The sequence below is a fragment of the Bradyrhizobium sp. B117 genome (genome assembly GCF_038969555.1).
Taxonomy (GTDB): domain Bacteria; phylum Pseudomonadota; class Alphaproteobacteria; order Rhizobiales; family Xanthobacteraceae; genus Bradyrhizobium.
The window spans coordinates 8,485,158-8,504,186 of the sequence record NZ_CP152414.1 but is presented as its reverse complement, the minus strand read 5'-3'; the positions used below and the strand labels follow the sequence as shown (position 1 = coordinate 8,504,186).

The 19,029-nt window shown below is 57.5% G+C and carries 11 protein-coding genes and 2 pseudogenes; 5 read left to right on the top strand and 8 right to left on the bottom strand.

The annotated features are described in order from the left end of the window. Positions 1–321: 321 nt before the first annotated feature. Together AAFG16_RS40645 and AAFG16_RS40640 are read left to right on the top strand one after the other, a co-directional pair. Positions 322–6,798, top strand: coding sequence for an amino acid adenylation domain-containing protein (locus AAFG16_RS40645; protein ID WP_342734425.1), 6,477 nt, complete (start codon positions 322–324; stop codon positions 6,796–6,798). After that, complete coding sequence (locus tag AAFG16_RS40640; protein ID WP_342734423.1) at positions 6,791–8,185, top strand: MATE family efflux transporter; 1,395 nt, start codon at positions 6,791–6,793, stop codon at positions 8,183–8,185. Before AAFG16_RS40645 ends, AAFG16_RS40640 begins: the two co-directional genes overlap by 8 nt. Positions 8,186–8,413: 228 nt before the next feature. On the opposite strand, the gene AAFG16_RS40635 is transcribed toward AAFG16_RS40640, so the two are convergent. From AAFG16_RS40635 to AAFG16_RS40600, 8 genes and pseudogenes are all read right to left on the bottom strand, one after another. Further along, positions 8,414–8,614 (bottom strand): XRE family transcriptional regulator, encoded by a 201-nt coding sequence (locus tag AAFG16_RS40635; protein ID WP_342741056.1) that lies wholly within the window; start codon positions 8,612–8,614, stop codon positions 8,414–8,416. Positions 8,615–8,618: 4 nt separating this feature from the next. Continuing rightward, positions 8,619–9,367: pseudogene (locus tag AAFG16_RS40630) on the bottom strand (transposase); the annotation flags it as partial. A 199-nt stretch (positions 9,368–9,566) separates the two neighbouring features. Then, on the bottom strand, positions 9,567–10,406 hold the full coding sequence (locus AAFG16_RS40625) for a hypothetical protein (RefSeq protein ID WP_342734421.1): 840 nt from the start codon (positions 10,404–10,406) through the stop codon (positions 9,567–9,569). A 479-nt stretch (positions 10,407–10,885) separates the two neighbouring features. Then, entirely contained in the window at positions 10,886–11,395 is a 510-nt protein-coding gene (locus tag AAFG16_RS40620; protein WP_342741112.1) for a hypothetical protein, read from the bottom strand. Between the two features lie 617 nt (positions 11,396–12,012). Further along, the gene (locus AAFG16_RS40615) at positions 12,013–13,131 is read right to left on the bottom strand and encodes a patatin-like phospholipase family protein (RefSeq protein WP_342734419.1); all 1,119 of its coding nucleotides are present in this window, start codon (positions 13,129–13,131) and stop codon (positions 12,013–12,015) included. Between the two features lie 58 nt (positions 13,132–13,189). After that, on the bottom strand, positions 13,190–14,371 hold the full coding sequence (locus tag AAFG16_RS40610; RefSeq protein WP_342734417.1) for a ThiF family adenylyltransferase: 1,182 nt from the start codon (positions 14,369–14,371) through the stop codon (positions 13,190–13,192). A 214-nt stretch (positions 14,372–14,585) separates the two neighbouring features. Continuing rightward, complete coding sequence (locus AAFG16_RS40605) at positions 14,586–15,431, bottom strand: hypothetical protein (RefSeq protein WP_342734415.1); 846 nt, start codon at positions 15,429–15,431, stop codon at positions 14,586–14,588. After that, on the bottom strand, positions 15,428–16,588 hold the full coding sequence (locus tag AAFG16_RS40600) for a hypothetical protein (protein ID WP_342734413.1): 1,161 nt from the start codon (positions 16,586–16,588) through the stop codon (positions 15,428–15,430). Before AAFG16_RS40600 ends, AAFG16_RS40605 begins: the two co-directional genes overlap by 4 nt. 987 nt (positions 16,589–17,575) lie before the next feature. Between AAFG16_RS40600 and AAFG16_RS40595 the strand changes: the two genes are divergently transcribed. The 3 genes and pseudogenes from AAFG16_RS40595 to AAFG16_RS40585 all read left to right on the top strand — a co-directional run. After that, positions 17,576–17,965, top strand: a complete 390-nt coding sequence (locus tag AAFG16_RS40595) for a hypothetical protein (protein ID WP_342734411.1) — start codon at positions 17,576–17,578, stop codon at positions 17,963–17,965. 263 nt (positions 17,966–18,228) lie between these two features. After that, a complete protein-coding gene (locus tag AAFG16_RS40590; RefSeq protein WP_342734409.1) occupies positions 18,229–18,480 on the top strand; it encodes a hypothetical protein in 252 nt (83 codons plus the stop codon). A gap of 311 nt (positions 18,481–18,791) precedes the next feature. Then, positions 18,792–18,923 (top strand): annotated as a pseudogene (locus AAFG16_RS40585) (Flp family type IVb pilin); the annotation flags it as partial. Positions 18,924–19,029: the final 106 nt, after the last annotated feature.

Here is a 19,029-nt window from a genome sequence, read left to right as displayed (position 1 = left end):
ACACGCTTTCGACGGGATAGGTGGTGCCGGCTCAAGTGCCGCGAAATCGGACAATTACGCTAATCACAAGCCGTAACGCGCCTGTGGGCGCGTTGATTACGGGTGCCATGCAGACGATGGCAGGTCCACTACAAGAGTAGGTAGGTGCCAAAGTGGATTCAGGCTCGTAGCGTCCTCCTGTCCCTCTGCTGATCATCGAGCCAGAAGCGAACACCGACAAGGTCATACGGACAAAACCTTACGACGTGCGAAAGCCAGGGTGGCTGCGCATGCACAAGACGAGCTTCGGCGTTCCGACTTGGGCGCCGCAGAAGGCGACGAATGGCGGGTCGCGTGCCTACGGAAAATCAATCAGGCAAGAAGCAGTCTATGGAACGTCAACCGGTTGACGCGATCACGGCGATTAATCGGCTTGCAGGTTCGGATCCGGAGAGAGTTGCGCTGAGGCACGGCGCAGACGAACTCACATATGAGGCGCTACGGTCAAGATCGGATGCCCTTGCGAGGACCTTACGAGAGAAGGGTGCTCGCGGGGCGGTTGTCGGCTATTGGGGGGGGCGCGACCTCAACTGGGCGACGGCGGTCATCGCAATTTTGAATGCTGGATCAACGTACCTACCGCTCGATCCATCGCTGCCGGCTTCCCGCACATCATTCATGATCGAGCAGAGCCGCTGCGCTCTGCTGATAGGCCGAGACCGGCCGGAGTCGCTCAGCCTATCCCAGGAGAGCAGCAAAGGAGCCCCTCCATTCGTAGCTATAGAGGCGGCACTGCGCAGGGTACAGACCTCGTCTGTTGTGCCATCGCCGAACGTGGATGGACTTGCCTATATTCTGTTTACGTCTGGTTCGACAGGGCAGCCTAAGGGCGCAATGATCGAGCGCGCCGGCCTAAGCAATCATTTGGCGGCGAAGGTCGATGCTTTAAGTCTCACTCAGACGGATTGCATCGCGCAAACCGCATCGCACTGCTTTGACATCTCGCTGTGGCAGCTTCTTTCTGGGCTTTGCGTCGGAGCCTCTACGGCAATTATTGATGATGCGACACTGAGGTCGCCGTCATCGCTCCTTCAAGCAATTCAACGGTGCGGCGCCACGGTTGTGCAATTCGTTCCGTCGGTGCTGGCAGTGTTTGTTGAGTATCTGCAGTCGCTTGCTGCGGCCGAGCGAGCCATGGACGGCTTGCGGATTATTTCTACCGTCGGAGAACCTCTAACACCGGGATTGGCGCGCGCGTGGCTTGCCTTGTATCCCCGCGTTTCCATTCTCAACCACTACGGGCCGACCGAGTGCGCGGACGGCGTGACGCATCATCTGGTTTCCGTGCCGCCTGCGCTAGCGGAGCCTTATGTACCGATCGGCAGGCCAATTGAAAACGTTCAGGTTTATATCGCGGACGGACCACGGCTCTGCAACGTAGGAGAGGTCGGCGAAATCTGTGTTAGCGGCGTTGGCGTCGCTGCCGGTTACGTCAATGACCATGTCCGCACCAAGGATGCGTTTGGGCCAAACCCGTTCTCAAACGACCTGTCCTTCCGGCGCCTATATCGGACAGGTGATCTTGGCCGCCTTCGCTCCGACGGCCTTTTGGAATGTCTCGGTCGACGGGATCGTCAGGTCAAAATTCGCGGGCACAGAATCGAGCTGGGGGAAATCGAGGCTCGCTTGTCCGCTCATCACTTGGTGCATGGCGCCGTCGCAGTCGCCTCTGTCTGCGCAGGCGTAAAGCTTACCGCGCGAGATATAGGTGGGGCCGAGGCGCAAGCCGGATCGCGGCGACTAGTTGCGTATGTGTCAGCTCCAGCTGAACTGGCGGAAAGCGACCTTCAGAATTTTCTTGCTGAGGCACTCCCCAGCTACATGCTTCCGGAAAGAATCATCCACGTCAGCGCTATTCCACTGACCAGGAACGGAAAGGTCGATTTTGCAGCGTTGCCTGACCCGGCCACTGTTCGCCCTCCATTGTCAACGCCATTTGAGGAGCCGCGCACAGGCCTCGAAGTCCGGCTGCGTCAAATCTGGTCCGGTATTTTGCGGATCGACCAGATAGGTGTGAATGACCAATTCATGAGCCTCGGCGGAGATTCGCTCCGCGCAATGCTCATATTGGGACAGTTGCAGACTTTGCTCGGAGTGAGAGCTGATTTCAGGCTAGTCCTGCACGGAACCATTCGATCTCTTGCCGCTTCGATCGCGCACAGTGCCGAGCCCAATTCCCGCGCAGCTTTTACATACCGAAAGCTCAACCGATCGCCTCTGACACGACTCCAGGAGCACCTATGGTTCCTCTCGCAGCTCGATCCATCTGCAAGGAACTACATCATTCAAGGGGGCCTGCGAGTTAGGGGAAACATCGATTTAGCTCGCTTCACTCGCGCCTGGGCCGAGGTCATTCATTCCCACCAGGCACTTTCGGCGCGCTTCATCGACGAAGACGGTCCGGTTCAATGCTTCGATGCTCCGCCATCTACTAGCCTTGGATTGACCGATGTATCTCATCTCACCTCCTCCGAGGCTGAAGAGCTCATCGCACAGCTGCGGCGAACGGAGGTGAAAGACGGTTTTGACCTCCGACAAGGCCGCTTGTTTCGCGCGCGTATGGTCCGGTCTGGTCCCGACAACCATCTCATATTGATCACCGCTCATGAAATCATCCTCGATGCCTGGTCGATCTCTATTCTGCTCAGAGATCTTCAGCGAAAATATCTAGATGCCGTGGCGCCTTGGCCAGAGAACCGGGCATCACTCTCGGCCTACGCGGCGTGGGAAGCACAACATGCTTCTCCAGAAGCGCTGCAGAGCCAACGTCACTATTGGCGTCGTCAGATTGGTGATGATCCGCCGGTGCTTTCGCTTGGAACGGGACGAGCGCGCCCTCAGACAAATTCATACCGCGGCGCCTCGCATCCAGTGCTGCTTGGCGACGATCTCTCCAGTCGCGTAAGAGAATTTGCGCGCGGAAACAGCTGCACCACGTCGACAACACTGCTGGCGTGCTTCAAGCTACTGCTACGAATGTATAGCGGTCAGGACGATATTGTCGTCGGCATACCACACGCTGTACGGGATCAACCTGGCAGCGCCGACATCGTCGGCTTTTTCCTGAATATGCTGCCAATCCGTGCCACAGTCGATGGCGGTGAATGCTTTGCTGCTCATGCCACGCGCATCCAGGGCCTGGTCAGCGATGCCATCGCAAATTCGGCCTATCCATTCGGATGGATGGTCAGGGATAGTAGGTTATGTCGCGAACCGGGGCGATCACCGATCTTCCAAGTCATGTTCAACATGTACTCCGAAGGCGCCGAGCCACTCGGTCAAGACGAGTTGGCTCTGACATTCCGCGAGTACGACACAGGCTATGTCAAATTCGACCTAACACTGTACGCGCAAGATCTGGGCGATGAAATTGCACTCCAACTGGCGTATGCGGAAGACATAATCTCGAGTGATCTGGCTATTCGCATGGCCAACACTCTGCGCTGTCTGATTGCCGCCTGCGTTGATAAGCCGCTTGTGCCCATTGAGGAACTAAACTGCCTCAGCTCCTCAGACCTCACTATACTGGATTCGCTGGATGGGTCGATCCAGCGATATGAATCTGAATGTCCGCTTGTTGAAGCCTTCGAGCAGATCAGCCTGTCCAATCAGAGCAATTTAGCATATTTTGGCGAGTTCGGGGAGGTCACATTCGGCCAGCTGCGTGAGCGCGTCGCCGCTATCCGCTCGTCACTGCGGAATATGGAGGTGGGGGCCGGCGATCTGGTCGCCATGCTTGTTGACCGCTCGCCGGACGTTGCCGCTATCATGCTTGCGGCGCGAGGCTTGGATGCTGTCGTTGTGCCGATATCGCCGGATTATCCGCGTGATCGGATCCAACATATCCTGCGAGATAGTCAGGCAAAGCTCTTGGTTCACGCGAATATCACGGAGCCTGGCTTTGAGATACCTTCGATTTGTCTGTTGGCCTTAGAAACGTGCAGTGTGTCGAGGGATGATTTCGCGCCCAGCAACACACCGTCAGATCACCCAATTGCGAACCTCATATACACGTCCTCCTCAACAGGCCGGGCGAAGGGGGTTCTTATACCGGAATGGGCCATACTTAATCGACTGAACTGGATGTGGCGACGCTTTCCCTTCGACAGCACCGACGTCATGGTTGTCCAGAAGTCCGCCTGCCTTGTTGCGTCCGCTTGGGAGTATTTTGGCGGGCTTCTGAGAGGTGTGCCCACGCTGATCCTCACCCAAGGGCAGGTGCTAGCTCCGGATTTGTTGTTGTGCAGTTTGGCAAAACATCGCGTGACACGCTTTTTAGCCTCTCCACCACTCCTGTCCGGTCTCATCGGGGCTCAGGAACGGCAACCGCAAAGCACCGCCTTGAGATTGGTCACAAGCAGCGCCGAACCGATGCCTTCTTCGCTGCCCGCTCGCTGGCGTAGGTCTTTTCCGGGTGTGCCGCTGTGGAACTTCTATGGTGCGACGGAATGTGCGTCCAATGCAGCCGTGCACGAAACATCGGATGCGGATGACAACTCGGCGCTTGTCCCAGTGGGGCGGCCAATCGACAACGTCAAACTCTACGTGCTCGATGCACGATTGAAGAGAGTGCCTGTTGGAGCCCCCGGCGAACTGTGCATCGCGGGCCGCTGTCTGAGCGCTGGGTACTGGCAGGATCAAGATCGGACTGACCGCTGTTTCGTGCCGAATCCGTATGATTGCGGACAATACAACGTGCTTTATCGGAGTGGGGACATCGCACGCATCTCAGCCAGCGGCCTTCTCGAGATTTGCGGCCGATCCGACAACCAGATCAAAGTGAGGGGCTTTCGCATCGAGCCGGAGGAGGTAGAAGGCGCCCTTGAGTCTCATCCGGCAATCGCAAAGGCCGCGGTCTTCGCAGAAGGCATCGATGACGATCGCCGCTTGACGGCGAGCGTGGTGCCTGCTCGGGAGAATCTAAGCTCTGGAGAGATTCTCGCCCACCTGCGCAAAAAATTGCCATCTTACATGATTCCCGCAGCCTTTCGGTTGGTCGACAGTATTCCCCTGACGACGAGCGGAAAGATAGAGCGAGCTCGCCTATCTTCCGTTCCTTACCGCGAGATCGAGACCAATCCATCTGCTGAGCCCCGCACCAGGAACGAGCGAGTTCTTGCTCGGATCTGGGAGGATCTATTAGGCGCCAAGGGGGTGGGAATCGACAGCAGTTTTTTTGATATCGGAGGCGATTCTCTTCTGAGCGTACGTTGCGTCACGCTGGCGCGCAAAGCCGGGCTTAATCTCACCGTCAACCAACTTTATCGAACACCGACCATCAGGGATTTGGCGGCGGGGGAAGCGGAGGCGGCACCCCACAACGTCGATTTCGCGGACGGCTTACTGCCTGTGCCTCCCGTAATATCGTATTGGAATTCTCTTGTCGGCTTTGACGAGCATTTTAACATCGGGGATCTGTTCTTCTTGCCCGGTGGCATCCTGAACATCAAGATCCTGGACCGCGCTCTCGCCCATATCATCAAGCGGCACGAAGGCCTCAGGCTGCGCGTTGCCCGAACCCAAGATGGACTCCGGCTGGGAATTGGGCCTTGTCCGGCCGAGCGCATCGTGGAGGAGATCGATCTGGTCCGAATGACCGGCCCAGACCAGCGCAGGACAATCGAGAGTGTCTCGGCAAGACGTCAACACATGTTTCGGTTTGACGGCCACACGCCTCTTGTTCACGTTACGGCCTTCCGTATTTCGGAAAGCGGCGATTACTATCTGCTGCTGCTGATACATCATTTCGTAGTGGATGGAATAGGCTATCGGCTATTCCTCGAAGCATTGGAGGACGCATACAACGCTCTTGCTGCAGGCCATGATGTGAATGGTCCTGAGACCGTACAAAGGCTCTCTCCCTGGTTGAAGCGCCTTGAGCACTACGCGAACAGCGAAGCACTACACGAACTCAAGCACTGGGAGGGCATTGACTACGATCAGTTCAACTTGCGTGTCAGCGACGCATCATGGCGCGGCCCGAGTGTCGCCGAAGAAAGCGCGAGAGAGCTTCACGATCCAAGTCTCGGAGGTCGGCGGGAGGTTTCGAACGGCCGTTCACTTCGGGTAGATCAGGCCAAGTACCATCTTGAGATCGATGGGGAGGCGACAGCCGGTCTCCTCAGTATTGGAGCCAGATCAGCGCATTGTCAGGACTTTGATGTGTTTCTTGCTGCGATGTCCGGTGCGTTTGGAGCCCTGTTCGGCAACTATTCGCTCTGGATTGATAGCCTGACCTCGACACGAGGTCGGCTGTTTGACGATTGCGATTCATCTCAGATCATTGGCCTCATCAGCGAGCTCGTCCCGCTTCCATTGAATGTCACCGGAAGGGAGTCGCGTTCCGGCCGTGCTCGTTCAATATACCGGCAGCGCAATGCGCTGCCGCGTGGGGGAATAGGCTTTCGAGCCCTAAAATTCCTAAACCGAGATCCAGCCGTGCGGTGCCGGCTCGATCGCCTGCCACTGCCCAGAATTGGGGTCAATTATCGCGCCGGTCTGCAGCGCCATTTCGCGCGCCGTTTTCTAGACGCAGACCCTTCTCCACTTTGGATCGGCGAACACATGGCTCAAGCGGCGGCGATCCACCTCTTCTGGTTCGATGTCGGATATCAATCCGGCCGTCTACAGATTGATATGAGGTATGATCCAAGCCAGGTCGGTTATGAGGTGACCCGCCATCTTTGCACGGTCTTGCAACAAGAGCTGTTGCAGACGATCGATGAATTCGCAGCGCTCACGAGAGTCAACCATGAATGAGCGCGATGCGATGCGAAAGAAAAACCGGTACGTGGATCTATCGGACCAAAGACTCCCAAGCCTTCTTCTGCGGCTTGCCATTCCATCTGTTATCGGGTTGTCGATCAACGCCCTACAGCAGCTCCTCAACGCTATCTTTGTTGGCTCACTTGGTGCGCAGGCGATCGCGGCCGTCAGCATGACTATGCCGGTCATTATTCTGCTTGCGGCGGTGGGAGAGGGGATCGGTGTGGGCACTGCCTCCTTCATATCCCGTCATCTTGGCGCTGGTAATGAGTTAGAAGCGAGTCGAGGCGCTAGTACGGCGCTCGCGCTCGCCGCTCCGATCGGCGTGATCATGACCGTCGCCCTGCTTTTGAGCCTACGAGGCATCTTCGTCGCACTCGGGGCAACCCCAACCATCCTGCCCATCGCGCTCGACTACGCTACGATCCTCTTGCCGGGGTCTACTTTGATGCTCCTAAACATCGTCAGCGGCTTCATCGCGAGAGCTGAAGGCAACACACGATTCAGTATGTGGACCATGCTTAGCGCTTTCGTATTGAATGCCTTGCTTGATCCCCTTTTTATATTCTTACTAGACTTGGGTGTGCGAGGCGCAGCCCTAGCGACGTTGCTATCTCAGATCGCCGCTATAAGCCTCTACATCGGATATTTTACCAAGCGGTGCGGCACTGCCTTCGTCAGAATGTCTCAGGTCTCGTTGCGGGTGGATCGCATCAGAGAGCTCGCGTTCATTGGAGCGCCGGCGACGATGACGAGTATCTTATCGGCTCTTGCCAGTATGTTCTTGTACGGAGCCGCTGCCCGATTCGGCGACGAGTTCGTTGCGGCCGTGGGAATAGCTGTAAGAATCTTGACAATCGGGGCGATGCCGATCACCGGCTTTTGTATCGGCTCTCAAGCTGTCCTGGGGTTCGGTTGGGGCGCCCGCGACTTTGCCCGTGTGCTGAAGGTTGCGAAGTTCATGCTCTCTATCACGGTTGCGCTTTCCTTTGCATATTCGGCAGCCGTCATGCTTTTTGTCCGGCCTTTGGTCAGGTTGTTCAGCGATAGCGACAAGGTCACCGATATCGCCGTCTTGACCTGCATCGCCTTTCACCTGTTTTTTGGACTTTACGGTATTCAGAGTTTCGTGACGACAATGCTTCAGTCGCTTGGCAGAGCACGCCTCAGTGCGGTCGTATCTTTCGCGAGGCAAGGATATCTCTTCATACCGGCGGTACTTCTATTCCCTGTCATATCGGGCTTCAGTGGATTGTTGGCCAGTCAAGCCATTGCTGAGGTCGGCGCTGGAATAATCGCGCTATTCGTCATGCTGCGCCAGTTTGCTGAGCTCAGGCGGGGAGGACCAGCACATTCAGCCAGGAAGTGCTCCTTGACTTGATCAGGCATCAGTCCGACCAATTGATACTTTCCTCGCGGGCGAAATAGCCAGCCCTCATCCGTTCCGGGCTGTTGGTTGCCGAAGTCGTTGCCGTCTTAGGCGAGAACGACGTTGGTTGGTTCGTTTGGAATGATTAAGCGAAGAGTTCAGGTCGACTGCGGGCTTGGGCTCATACGCAACATGCGCGGGGCCCTTGCTTTCAAATTCATGAGCCCCCCTTGTCTACCTCTATGCTGCCGGAATGAAGGTGATCCGGCCAGCTTCGCCGCGCTTACGATGCGGCTTTGCCGTGATTTCCACATCCTGGTCGAACGCGGTAAGCATCCGCAGCAGCTTTTCCACCGAAACCAGCTGGGGCTGACCTCGGAGGAGCTTGGAGAGGTCTGGCTGTTTCATCTCCACGAGCTTGGCCGCGGCGACCTGCGACAGTTCCCTGGGGCATGAGCCCGAACAGCGCGCCCGCCGCCTTCGATTTTACGATGCGACGAGGATCATCAATCGCCGATTTGTAGGTAACCGCCACCAGGGGACCAACGCCCGGCACGGTCATGAGCCGGCGACGAACCGCATCGTCACGCACAATTGCCAGCACAGCCTTGTGTAGCCTTCCGTACTCTGCCTTCAAGGCCGATCGTGCCGAAAGCATCGCTGTAGCAACGCGCTCCAATGTCGCCTGACCCGCAACTAACTCTCGGATCCACGCTTCGAAGGTTTTTCGCGTCACAGGGCCAACCTTCAGCCCAAAGCCACGCAAAATCCCGCGGATACTCAACTCCACGTCGATCAGCCGCCCGACGTGCGGTCAGGAGCGCCGGATCCCCTGCGCATCGACCGACTTTGCGTTTGCCGGCCGGAACCATCCCATCCCGATCAACTGGCGATCCCGCGCGCATCCTTGCGATCAGTCTTCACCGTCATTGCAGACAATGCGGCCTTCACATGTCGCGTTTCGAGCAGAACCGTCTCGAACCCTGCTCTTTTCAAGCCCGCATGCAGCCATTGCGACGGCGGCCCAGCCTCCAGCCCAATTCGCTTCACTGCAAAGCCAAGCGTCTCGAAAAATTAAACCAAGGCGTCGGATTCGCTCGCGACCTTCGCTTCCTTCAGGAGTTTACCTTGGGCATTCACAACGCATACGCTCGACAGTTCCAATGACACGTCAATTCCGGCATAGTTCTCCACGGCTGTCCTCCGTCTCTAGATGCTTGGGGCCGACTCAGGTCGTGACCCCGTTTCATCATCTATGGGGGCACAGCCACCATCATCACCCCGTGCTCGGAGCAGGGCCCATTACGGCATCTAGGGTGCTGATTTAGCACGCACTCGCGTAGTAGCTTTGCAACGCCGCTCTATACAAATTGCCGCCGCGCTGTCCGCAAGATTAATGGGACTCGCCGCGTTTTTCGCCTTCAGGAGATGGGTCCACCTTCGGCGATGGGCACGGTGATGTCTCCGTCTTCGTGGGCGGCGATACCACTGGAGACGGTATTGAAGAGACGGGAGAAGACCGCTTCTGCTCACCGTGCGACGCAATCGGAGGGGGTGAAGGTTCAGCTTTACTTTCTTGCTTGTGTTCGTCTCTCCCAGGAGGCACGGGAATGCCCAGCTTCAGCATCAGCCCTGTAATCAGCGCACTGTTCTGCTCGGTCAACTTGTTCACCACCGAGGTGTGGTCGTGGTGTAACTCGATGTACTCCTTTTCGAGCGATTCCAGCCTCCACATCAAAAGATAGATGATGATCACGGCGCCGAGTATGAGGGCGACCAGCGGCGTCCTGACCGCCGTAAGGACTCGATTGGCTACATGTCCTCCGACGGCGCCCCCGCCATGCCCGCCTCCTTGCCCCGGCGGGACGTGCGGTTGCAGCGGGGCGTTGCCATTCACAGTTTCGTTGAAAGCCTCCGGCGCGCTGAATTCGAGCACCGTCCAAAACATCTCGCTTAATAGCTCTTCCCCGCCGATGACCAGTAGCATTAACTCGATGAAGCCATACCGGATACCGCGCACTTTGATTTCGACCCTCCAACTCTCGTCGGCACGGGAAAGCAACCGCGCAAGCTTTGGTCCGAAGTCTTCAATCAGCGCCCGTTCATTTTCGCCAGCGTCGCGTTCGGGAAGAGGCGGGCTGTTGCTCTGCCAATAGTTGGTCCAAAAGTCTTTCCTGGTTGCGCTAGGAAGTGTGCTCGGCAGTGACAGGCGTACTACGGCCATCTTCTGCATGTTGACACCTATGCTCAATCGTATCGTGATCGGAGCGTCGTCGCGGAGACGCACGGGCAGTAGATCAAAAGCCAGGCAACTAACAGCGAGCGTGGTTCCACCGCAACGCTCATAAAGATCACTATTTTAGCGAGGCTACCCAACGTTGCATAGGGGCCAGCCGGGCGCGCGGTGCCGTAGAGCACCACGTGGTGCCGAAAGAGTATCTATGCGGGACAGTCGGGCGAGCTACGCTGCTTGCCTCAGCTGCGGGAGGCCCCATGTCCCTCTGTTCCCCGGAGTTGCCGACGCAGCCCCCACGGCCGACCACCTGACCAGCTATGACAAGGAGCACCTGACCACGTATCTGGCACTGCTCGACGCGGAAGCGGATGGCGCCGATACAGTTTCAAATCGAACGAGCGAGCCATTGTCGTTGAACGGGTTTAGGACACCGAGGCCGCGCCACTCGACCTGGCCCGATTTAATGTCTCGCGTCATTACGAGTGAGGGCTTTCTGTCGTCCTCGACATCGAGCTCGTCGAATGGCGCAACAAAGACCCGATCGGCACCAGTCGCGACACCGATGCCAACCTTGCATCCAGCGACCTCAATAGAGGGGAATTGTTCTTCCAACTTACGAACAATCGCGACCTGCTCAAAGTTCGTAGGGCCCATGGCTCGTCGGACTGCGCCAAGTGAGGAAGTTCCTGCACGGCGTCGTGCTTTATCTTGCCCTTGGTCGTAAGCGCCGAGGCAAGCGCGGAAAGAGCTGCTTCTTCGATAGCAGGACGATGAGCAACCCTGGTGTGACCGGGTTTCTGATTGGATAGGACGAAAATAGCCGGATAGGCGATGACGTCCGACAGCAAGGCAGGCGTGTCCACCATGTCAACGTAGGTTTCGAGATGAAAATGCTGAGAAACCAATTTCCGTAGAGGGCGGCCATACTTGTTTTTCATCCAGCGGTCGGCACAGATAAAGGCCAACTTGGCATTAGCTGCGAGCATGGAGAGACCATGCTCGATGAAGGGAATGTAGATATCCGCCCGGTCTAGATGGTTGAAAAACGACTGCGGTACTCTTGAGGATGTCTGGGACGGACGCCTGACGAATGTAAGGGGGATTGCCTACTACGTGGGAGAACTCGTGTGAGAAGCTCGTGAGAAGGAAGTCTCCTTGCTGCAGCCATTCATCGGCGAGGGCTTTCGCCGCGACCTTCTTGCCCTTCACCATCGAGAAACGAGAGCAACTTGTCCCGCGTTGCATTGTAGGCGTCTCGATTGAGCTCGACGGCGCGTACCGAGTCTTTCAATGCGAAAACCGCTTCTCCGGCGTTCTTGCCCCGCCGGTAAGCGCTCAAGAGTCGCTCCAATGCCGGGAAGAGAAAGTCTCCTCCACCTACTGAAGGCTCCAAAAGTCGGAACTCGTGGAGTGCCTTGTCGGGGGTGTAGCCGACAAGGTCGAGGATGAACTCGACGACCTCTCGGCGGGTATGTACTCACGAGCCCAAATGCCGGTAAAGAACAAAACATGTACATTAACAGAAAGAAGCCAAGAGGACGCCTAGCTCGGAGGCTTCAACAATGAAAACCCGCACTGTCACGGCGACCGCCTCCAGTGCCTTTCAGAGATGAGGCATATAGCGATCGATGATGATGTGGGTGAGCTGCTCGCCTCGTTTGGTCAAAAGATGCAGATCTTTGGCCGGGATAGGCGCAAAGTCTGTCGGATACTGGCGCACTTCGTCGCGGCTCACCAAGTCAGCCGGACGATGGGGCAACCGTCGGTCCTGCTGGCCGAGATAGACCATTCCAAAACCCTCTAGGTCGCCCGTCTCAACATGGCGGTGAAGCCGGGAGTAAACGTGGTCTTGGGACTTCCGATGCACAGCCTCGAAAGACTTTGAGACACGGCTGGCCCACCAGAACGGGTGGTCGCCTCCGTCGAGCTGGCCGGGCCCTGCGTTCAGGCTGATGATGTGCGTGACGGGGTATGTGTCAGTAATGTCGCTATCCCGACCAGGTTCCAGTACAGCCACGCCCAAGTTATCGAACACCCCGCCATCGGTCAGGACGACGGTCTGCGTTTGTGTGCGACCAGCCTTGGTGAACGGCAAGGTTTCAATCAACGGCGGCAGAATGATCGGGAAGGCTGCTGAAGCGGCGACCGCCTTCGCGACTGTCGGAGCCACACCGTCGATCTGGCCATAACGCCAACCTCCAGACCTTTGCGAGCCAAATCGGAACGCCGTGCCCGTCTTCAGGTCACAGGCATTTATGACCACATGCAATCCTGGGCGCGCAACATCGCGGACGGTCTTCGATCCGAAGAGCCTGCTCAGAGCCTGCTCGAACGCCGTCGTGAGACTGCCCCAAACGGGTAGGGATTGTCGAAACGTTGCCAGGCGACGCTCAATCCCTCTCGTCGGAATTCTGGTGAAAATTCGCAGTAACGCGAAGAGTGATGATAGGCACCACAGGGCAAGGGTCGGCAGTCCGGTTATGATCAACGTCAGGAGGATTTTCGCAATCTGAGAGCTTAGCAGCACCTCTTTCACGATCATCCGCTGGATGCCCTTTTGCAGCAGCTCGACCAGCTTCTTGTCGAATGTAGTGAAATCATCCGAACTGTAGGCATAGCACGCACCGATCACGCTGCCTCCCGAGACGGTGGAGACCACTCTCACTTTGTCGAGAAGGCCCCGGTCGTGAAGTGCGCGCAAACATCCCAAGTGGAACGCCATTGCGCGCGCGCCCCCTCCGGACAAGGCGAGTCCGATAAACAGCCGCTTCGGCTGCGGACTAGGACTGGTAGTCGGCGCGCTCAAAGACCGCCCCCGAAATGAGGGGTCGCGACGAGTCAGCCCCGATGATCATCATTAGAAATCGCTTGGCCTGGAATTCATCCCCGGTGAGGAGATTTGCCATCGCGCTATAATCCGTTCGGCTTGGAAGCGGCATTCCCCCCGGATGTGTGTGCCACATTCCGACAAAGGCGACAGATTTCCTGGTCCTCTTGATCTTTTCCGCATTCATTTCAGAAACGCCCGCTGTGCCGCAGATGAAGGCGGCGGCAGACTGAATGCTGTCCGGTGGCGGCCCACTGATCTCGTCGACCCAGATAATCTTCAAGAATTCATCGGTGTGGCCAAACAGGATACCGCCTGTCTCAACGTGCCGACCATTAACCCGCTCCGATCTTCGCATCCATGAGCGCATTCCGGAAAGGGCGGCTTGACTTACTCGGATTTGGTAATCGTTACGGCCGTCGGGAAGAATGACGTCGCTCGGCCAGCCAAACTCGAACTCATGGAGAGCGCCTGTGCGTTGTCCTGTCAGATCAAAGGACCGAGCGCGCGAGGCGACGGCCGATGGATCTGCCAACCATCGGCTCGCAACATTTGTCATTTGCGCCGTAAGCGCCATAACGTCAGCAGCGGAACCGCGGAATGTCGGACTGGAGCATCCAGGTTCCGGCTGAAACAAGCGCGTTCGATCGGGACTTATGGGCCAGAATTCGTCAAGGATGTGCCTTGCTTTGGGGAGATTGGACAAGGCAATCTTTGTACGGCGGTCAATGTCCAGCGTAATGCCGGGGGCGTCTTGTACTGCCATCGTCATTAGCGCCTGATCGGCGTTGTGCCCAAGAGCCATGGAGATGATTGGCGGGTGTGTTTTGGGCCAGCCTCGATATTGCTTCTCGAGTGAGGCCGCGACCATCGTCGATGCCGTTGCATTGATGATTACGTCAGCGGCCAGGACGTCTGCCAGTCTCTCGGCGTTTTCAAGCAATCTAACGACATCCGCGGTCGACCGGAGAGCCTCGACAGAAGGATTCGCGAAGCGGACGTTTTCAGCAGTCGCTTTCGCTTTGTTGACGCCGATCTGATATCGGTCGAACAACTGCCTGACCAAGATGCCCGGCTTGACCGAGTCCTTGTCATACAGCTGCAGCTTGCCGACGCCTGCCCGAGCAAGCAGCATGGCGACAGCGCTCCCGATCGCTCCGCAACCAAACAGAACAACATGGCGTCCAGCCCACCATGCCGAAGCGCTTTCGGCATCCCTTCTCGTAACGATCTCGGGCCGGTCCTCAAGGACGCTGCACCACTCGATTTTGGCCTTTTCGGCCCAAATATAGAAATCGGCAATATCAACCGGGCTATCGTCCGTAGGAGCCCTAATAGCCTCGCGGATTTCATCGACGCGCTTCGTCGATCTGCCAGCAGGCTAGGTGCTGCAGACGTTGTCCACCAGCAATGCCTCGCATGGCGGCGCCCAAAACGAAGATTAGTGGCTTGCCGCTTTCACTTCTCAGCACGCCGAGCTGGATCATCAACCGAATAACCTCGACGGGCACATCACGAGCTTTAAGCTCCTTCAGGAGGCCCGAGAGCGTGTCTGGATATTCGTGCGGCATCCCTGTTGGCAAAAGCACGACGGCGGCCAACCGGCCCTCAGGGATAGTTCCGGAGTGTTCAATCCATTGGCCGAGTTCGATGCGGTTCTCGTTCTCGCGCGTGATCTTGGCATAGCCTGCCCAGAAGGGCGGTTCCGGCGTGGGTGTATTCTGTGAGGGGACGACCTTTACGCCGCTGACTCCATAGGTGACGGGCGGATGGAGCGGCATCCCGGCCGGATCTAACTCGTTCGCGGCGGCGGCTCGAAGCCAATCATCGACCCGCTGCATAAAGCCGAAGAGCCCGTCTTCTGGCTGCCATTCACTATCCGTCGCTTGATAGAGGCAAATATAGTTGCCCCACTGTACGTGCGAGAAGTCGCGATAGCGCGTGTGCGCGAAGTGCAAGCGCGGCAATTCTAATGGGAAATTGGCCGGAAGCTTGAGAAGCAAGCGTTCCCGCGCCTTAAGGGGAATGCCGCCCTCTTTGCGCGGATATCCTGAGCAATCCACCGACAGCGAGATGGAAACCATCTCGCCTTGGGCGGTCGGCTCGACGATTTCGATAATCTCGAGCGATCCGGAGGAGGCTTGAGCAATTTCAGCTAATTGGCCGAGGGCCCAAGCCTGTCCTTCTGATTTCATTCGCGGCCGAAACCAACTTTGGCGGTTGGAGGTGCTGCACGCCCGCGAGCTGCTGCCACGGCCGCTGCCAAAGTTTCTCGCGCGCTATCAGAGACCTCGTATTCATCGTCGTCGAGGAAAACGCCGTTCTCATTCACGGTAAAGATAATCGGCCGCAGATTTTCAGGCGTGCTGTATTCGCCAGTGCACAGGAAAGCGGTATTGACGATCTCCTCATAGCGGTTTCTCGCCTTTACGTGTGGCGGGTTGTCGCCAGAGGAGTTCGACGCCGGGAATTCCGGCGAGCTGGCGACGATGTAACCGATATCGAGCTGAGGCGTTTGCAACTCATCTATCGCGTCCTGCTGAAGCACATCGTCTTCATACATGACTTTCTTCGAGCAATGATGCGGGGCAAGCAGCACGTTCCAATTCAACATGGGATCATTGTTGTGATCGTGCGTCTGCTGAAAGGTTTGCATCAAGGTCGGGTAGGAGACGTCGCCCAGGAACAGTCCGTACATCGGGTGGTCCTGAGACCCGATGATCACGCGCATCGTGACGCTGGTCTCGTTGCGGGCATCGGCTTCCCCCTCTTTGAAGGGGCCGTGGATGAAGGCGTGGAATCGGTCGCTGACGTCCGCGCCATCAAGCACCGTGATTGAAGAGCCGGGGCGAGTATAGAACTGCTTCGGCAGATCATGGTATTTTTCGCCAGGCTCGAACAGTGAGTTGTAACCGATGACTCTCACGCGATTCCCGGCGCCGGGATCGCCGCCGACCTTAATCGTCGTTGCCGAACGACGATGAGCTTCCTTACGGAATACTTCCGCATCCTCGCACAGGACCTTCTCGTCTTCATACTCCCGGAAGATGTGCGGGCTATGCCATAGCTCCCCGATGACAACCCTCTTGAGCAGATCGGCGAAGCCACGGCAGTGGTCCTGATCCGGATGCGTGAGCACGAAGCAAGACAAGTAGGGTTTCCCGTCGCGCTGGGGGAGCTTCGCGACCAGTTCATCAACTAGCGGGATGTGCTCGTTATCGTCGTCCTCTGCCATGACCTTGTCGTTCAAATCAATCTGGAGCACTTCGGATTCACTGATGACAATAGTCGTGCTGTCTCCGCAGCCAACAGGCCAAAAAATGAAGGATGGTCCTTTCACGTCTGAAAACATCACGTCTCCTTGGCCGAGCTGGCACTAGATTTTCAAGCAATCCGGCAGCGCGAAGGCGGGCGTTTCCCATGGGACGGTCGGCTGCGGCCAGCCAAAAAATATACATCGATTTCGTAGATACAAGCCACGCCAGTGGCGCAGAAAGTGCCAGATGTCCAGTGGAAAAATGGTGCGGGCGGCCGGACTCGGCACAGGCCTTGCGGCCCCACGGGGGCGAGATCAAACCGGTACACCCAGGCGAGATCATCGGAATCCGCATTGCGGAAGAAATCCTGAAACTCGGGGTAATATCGATTGACCTTGCCCCCAAGTGTTGTCCGGTTCTGAGTTCGCCCCGGTCGTTGGATTTGCCCGGTTGGGCGATGGGAGCGACGGGAGCTGGCGCAGAGCCTTCGGCATAGCGCAGCGCCAGCGTTTGCGGGGGGGGCGCGCTGTTCTACACAACAGCCATCTGCCTCAGCGTCCAGGGCATCCGCTGACCTGCCAAGGCGTGCGCATCCAGGTTTCTCCAGACAATATCGCCGCTGGCATCAAGCTATCGGCAAAACCGAAAAGCTTATCGACGATTTCTGTCCGCGGATCGGCAAATCTGTCAAGTCAACCGGTGACACGGAATTTCTTCGCATTCTTCGCGGCAGCCAGCGTTTGGCGCTCGAATGCGCCTCACTCGCCCCGGACAAGAACAGCTGCGCAGATCACGCCAGCGAACACGAGGACCGGAAGCGAGGCCCGGCAACAGAGGCTAACCCAGCCGGACCTCGCCGCCGCCAATCCCGGAGGGGATCGAGGTGAAGTATCGCATAGAAAGCGTGCCGTTTTCCGTCTTAGTTGCGGATCGTTTCGCCGGAAAGCACCGCTTTAAGCCGGCTAGACTTCGGCCGTGTCCGCCTCAACACGGGCACCACGCATCCGAAGGCCCAGCCGCGCCAGCCCCGGCTGGGGCTCGAGCGCACACGGCGGCGGAGCCAGGTGGCCACGGGTGCGGCTATGATCGGCAAGTCCACTGCGAGCGGATCGCTTGCGCCGATCTGGAATCTTGTGGCCGAAGAGCTGCTGCCGAGCATGGCCCGGGAGTACGTTGCAACCGCGCAAAAGGTCATGGTGGTCAACGGCCAAGCCGAGGCGCGGCGGATCGTGGCGGCGTTTCAAAAGAAGGTCGTGACCTACCTCGACCGAATGCTCGAGACCGACGACGGCATCACCGCTTTGTGCGCCGGGTTTGAGGCCTGTACGAGTTCGCGCGCCACGTTCGATGATCTGATCAAGATGATTCGGGTGATGCACGCCCGCCAGGAGCTTGCTGAAGTCGCCCGTGCGCTTCCATTTAAGATAGCCGATCTCGAGGGAAAACGCTCGCCAAGGTCTTCGATCTCTTGAATGTGCTTCATGCGAAGCGTGCCGAAGCCGTGCCGTTCGCGCTGACGATCATCGCGAGGCGGCTGGAACGCCGTGGCAGCTGGTCCACCTCGCGACAAAGCTCGCCGCGCGCCGGAGATTGCAGCGACCCCTATGCCATTGTGGTCCCGACGGTGCTCGATTAGCTCGACGAGCAACGCCTGTTACTAACCTACGCGTTCAAGCACAATCGCATTGCGCAGGCGAAGGAGAGCCTCACCGAAATCTATGGAATCGAGGAAGCGGTGAGAAAGCGCATCGATCTTGATGGTTCGGATTGGGGGAAGCGGCTGCATAATTTGATGGTGGCGGTGGAGAGCGCGGTCGATACTGAAATCAAGAGCATCCCCACCGACCGCCAGCATCTCATGCACATCTTAGAATCCGCCAAGCCGCCCCCAGACCTTTCCTTGAGCGGACGTCTGGGCCGCATGATCAAAAAGGGCCGCGGCGCATTGCAGAGGCTTGCTGTCGAACAGCCCTGGCGCAGCATTTGACCAAAAGAGCCCGCGCAGCTGATGCAGGGTGGCGAGATTAGCATCCGTCTCGGGCAGGAAGACGGACTCAGTGATCTCGAGCTCGAGCTGCTGGGGCGACAAGCCCCGAATTGGCCACCCGCCGAAATTACCACATGCACCAGATTGCGGCGACGGCTGCGCCGGTAAGAGGTTGAGCGCGCCACTTACTGAGCGCGCAATATCTTGGTCCGTTCCGTACAAAGTTTGCGCGCCGATAACGACCGAGATTTTGCTGATCTTAACAAATTGCCGGCAAAATCCTGAGGCTTGGCTTTGGAAGGGCGCGCACCATGAAAACGCTAGCTCGCTTTTTGCGCGATGAGTCTGGAGCGACCGCCATAGAATATGGGTCGATAGCGGCGCGTATCTCAGTTGCTATCATTGCAGCTGTGAATGGACTGGGCACGAAACTCAGTACGAAGTCCGCTTCGAGCAACTTTCTGACCGGTGGCGCCCGCCGGCTCGCTCGCGCCGAATCAACCGATGCCTCGTAAACTGAACCGTAAAGGGTTCGGCCAGATTACGCGA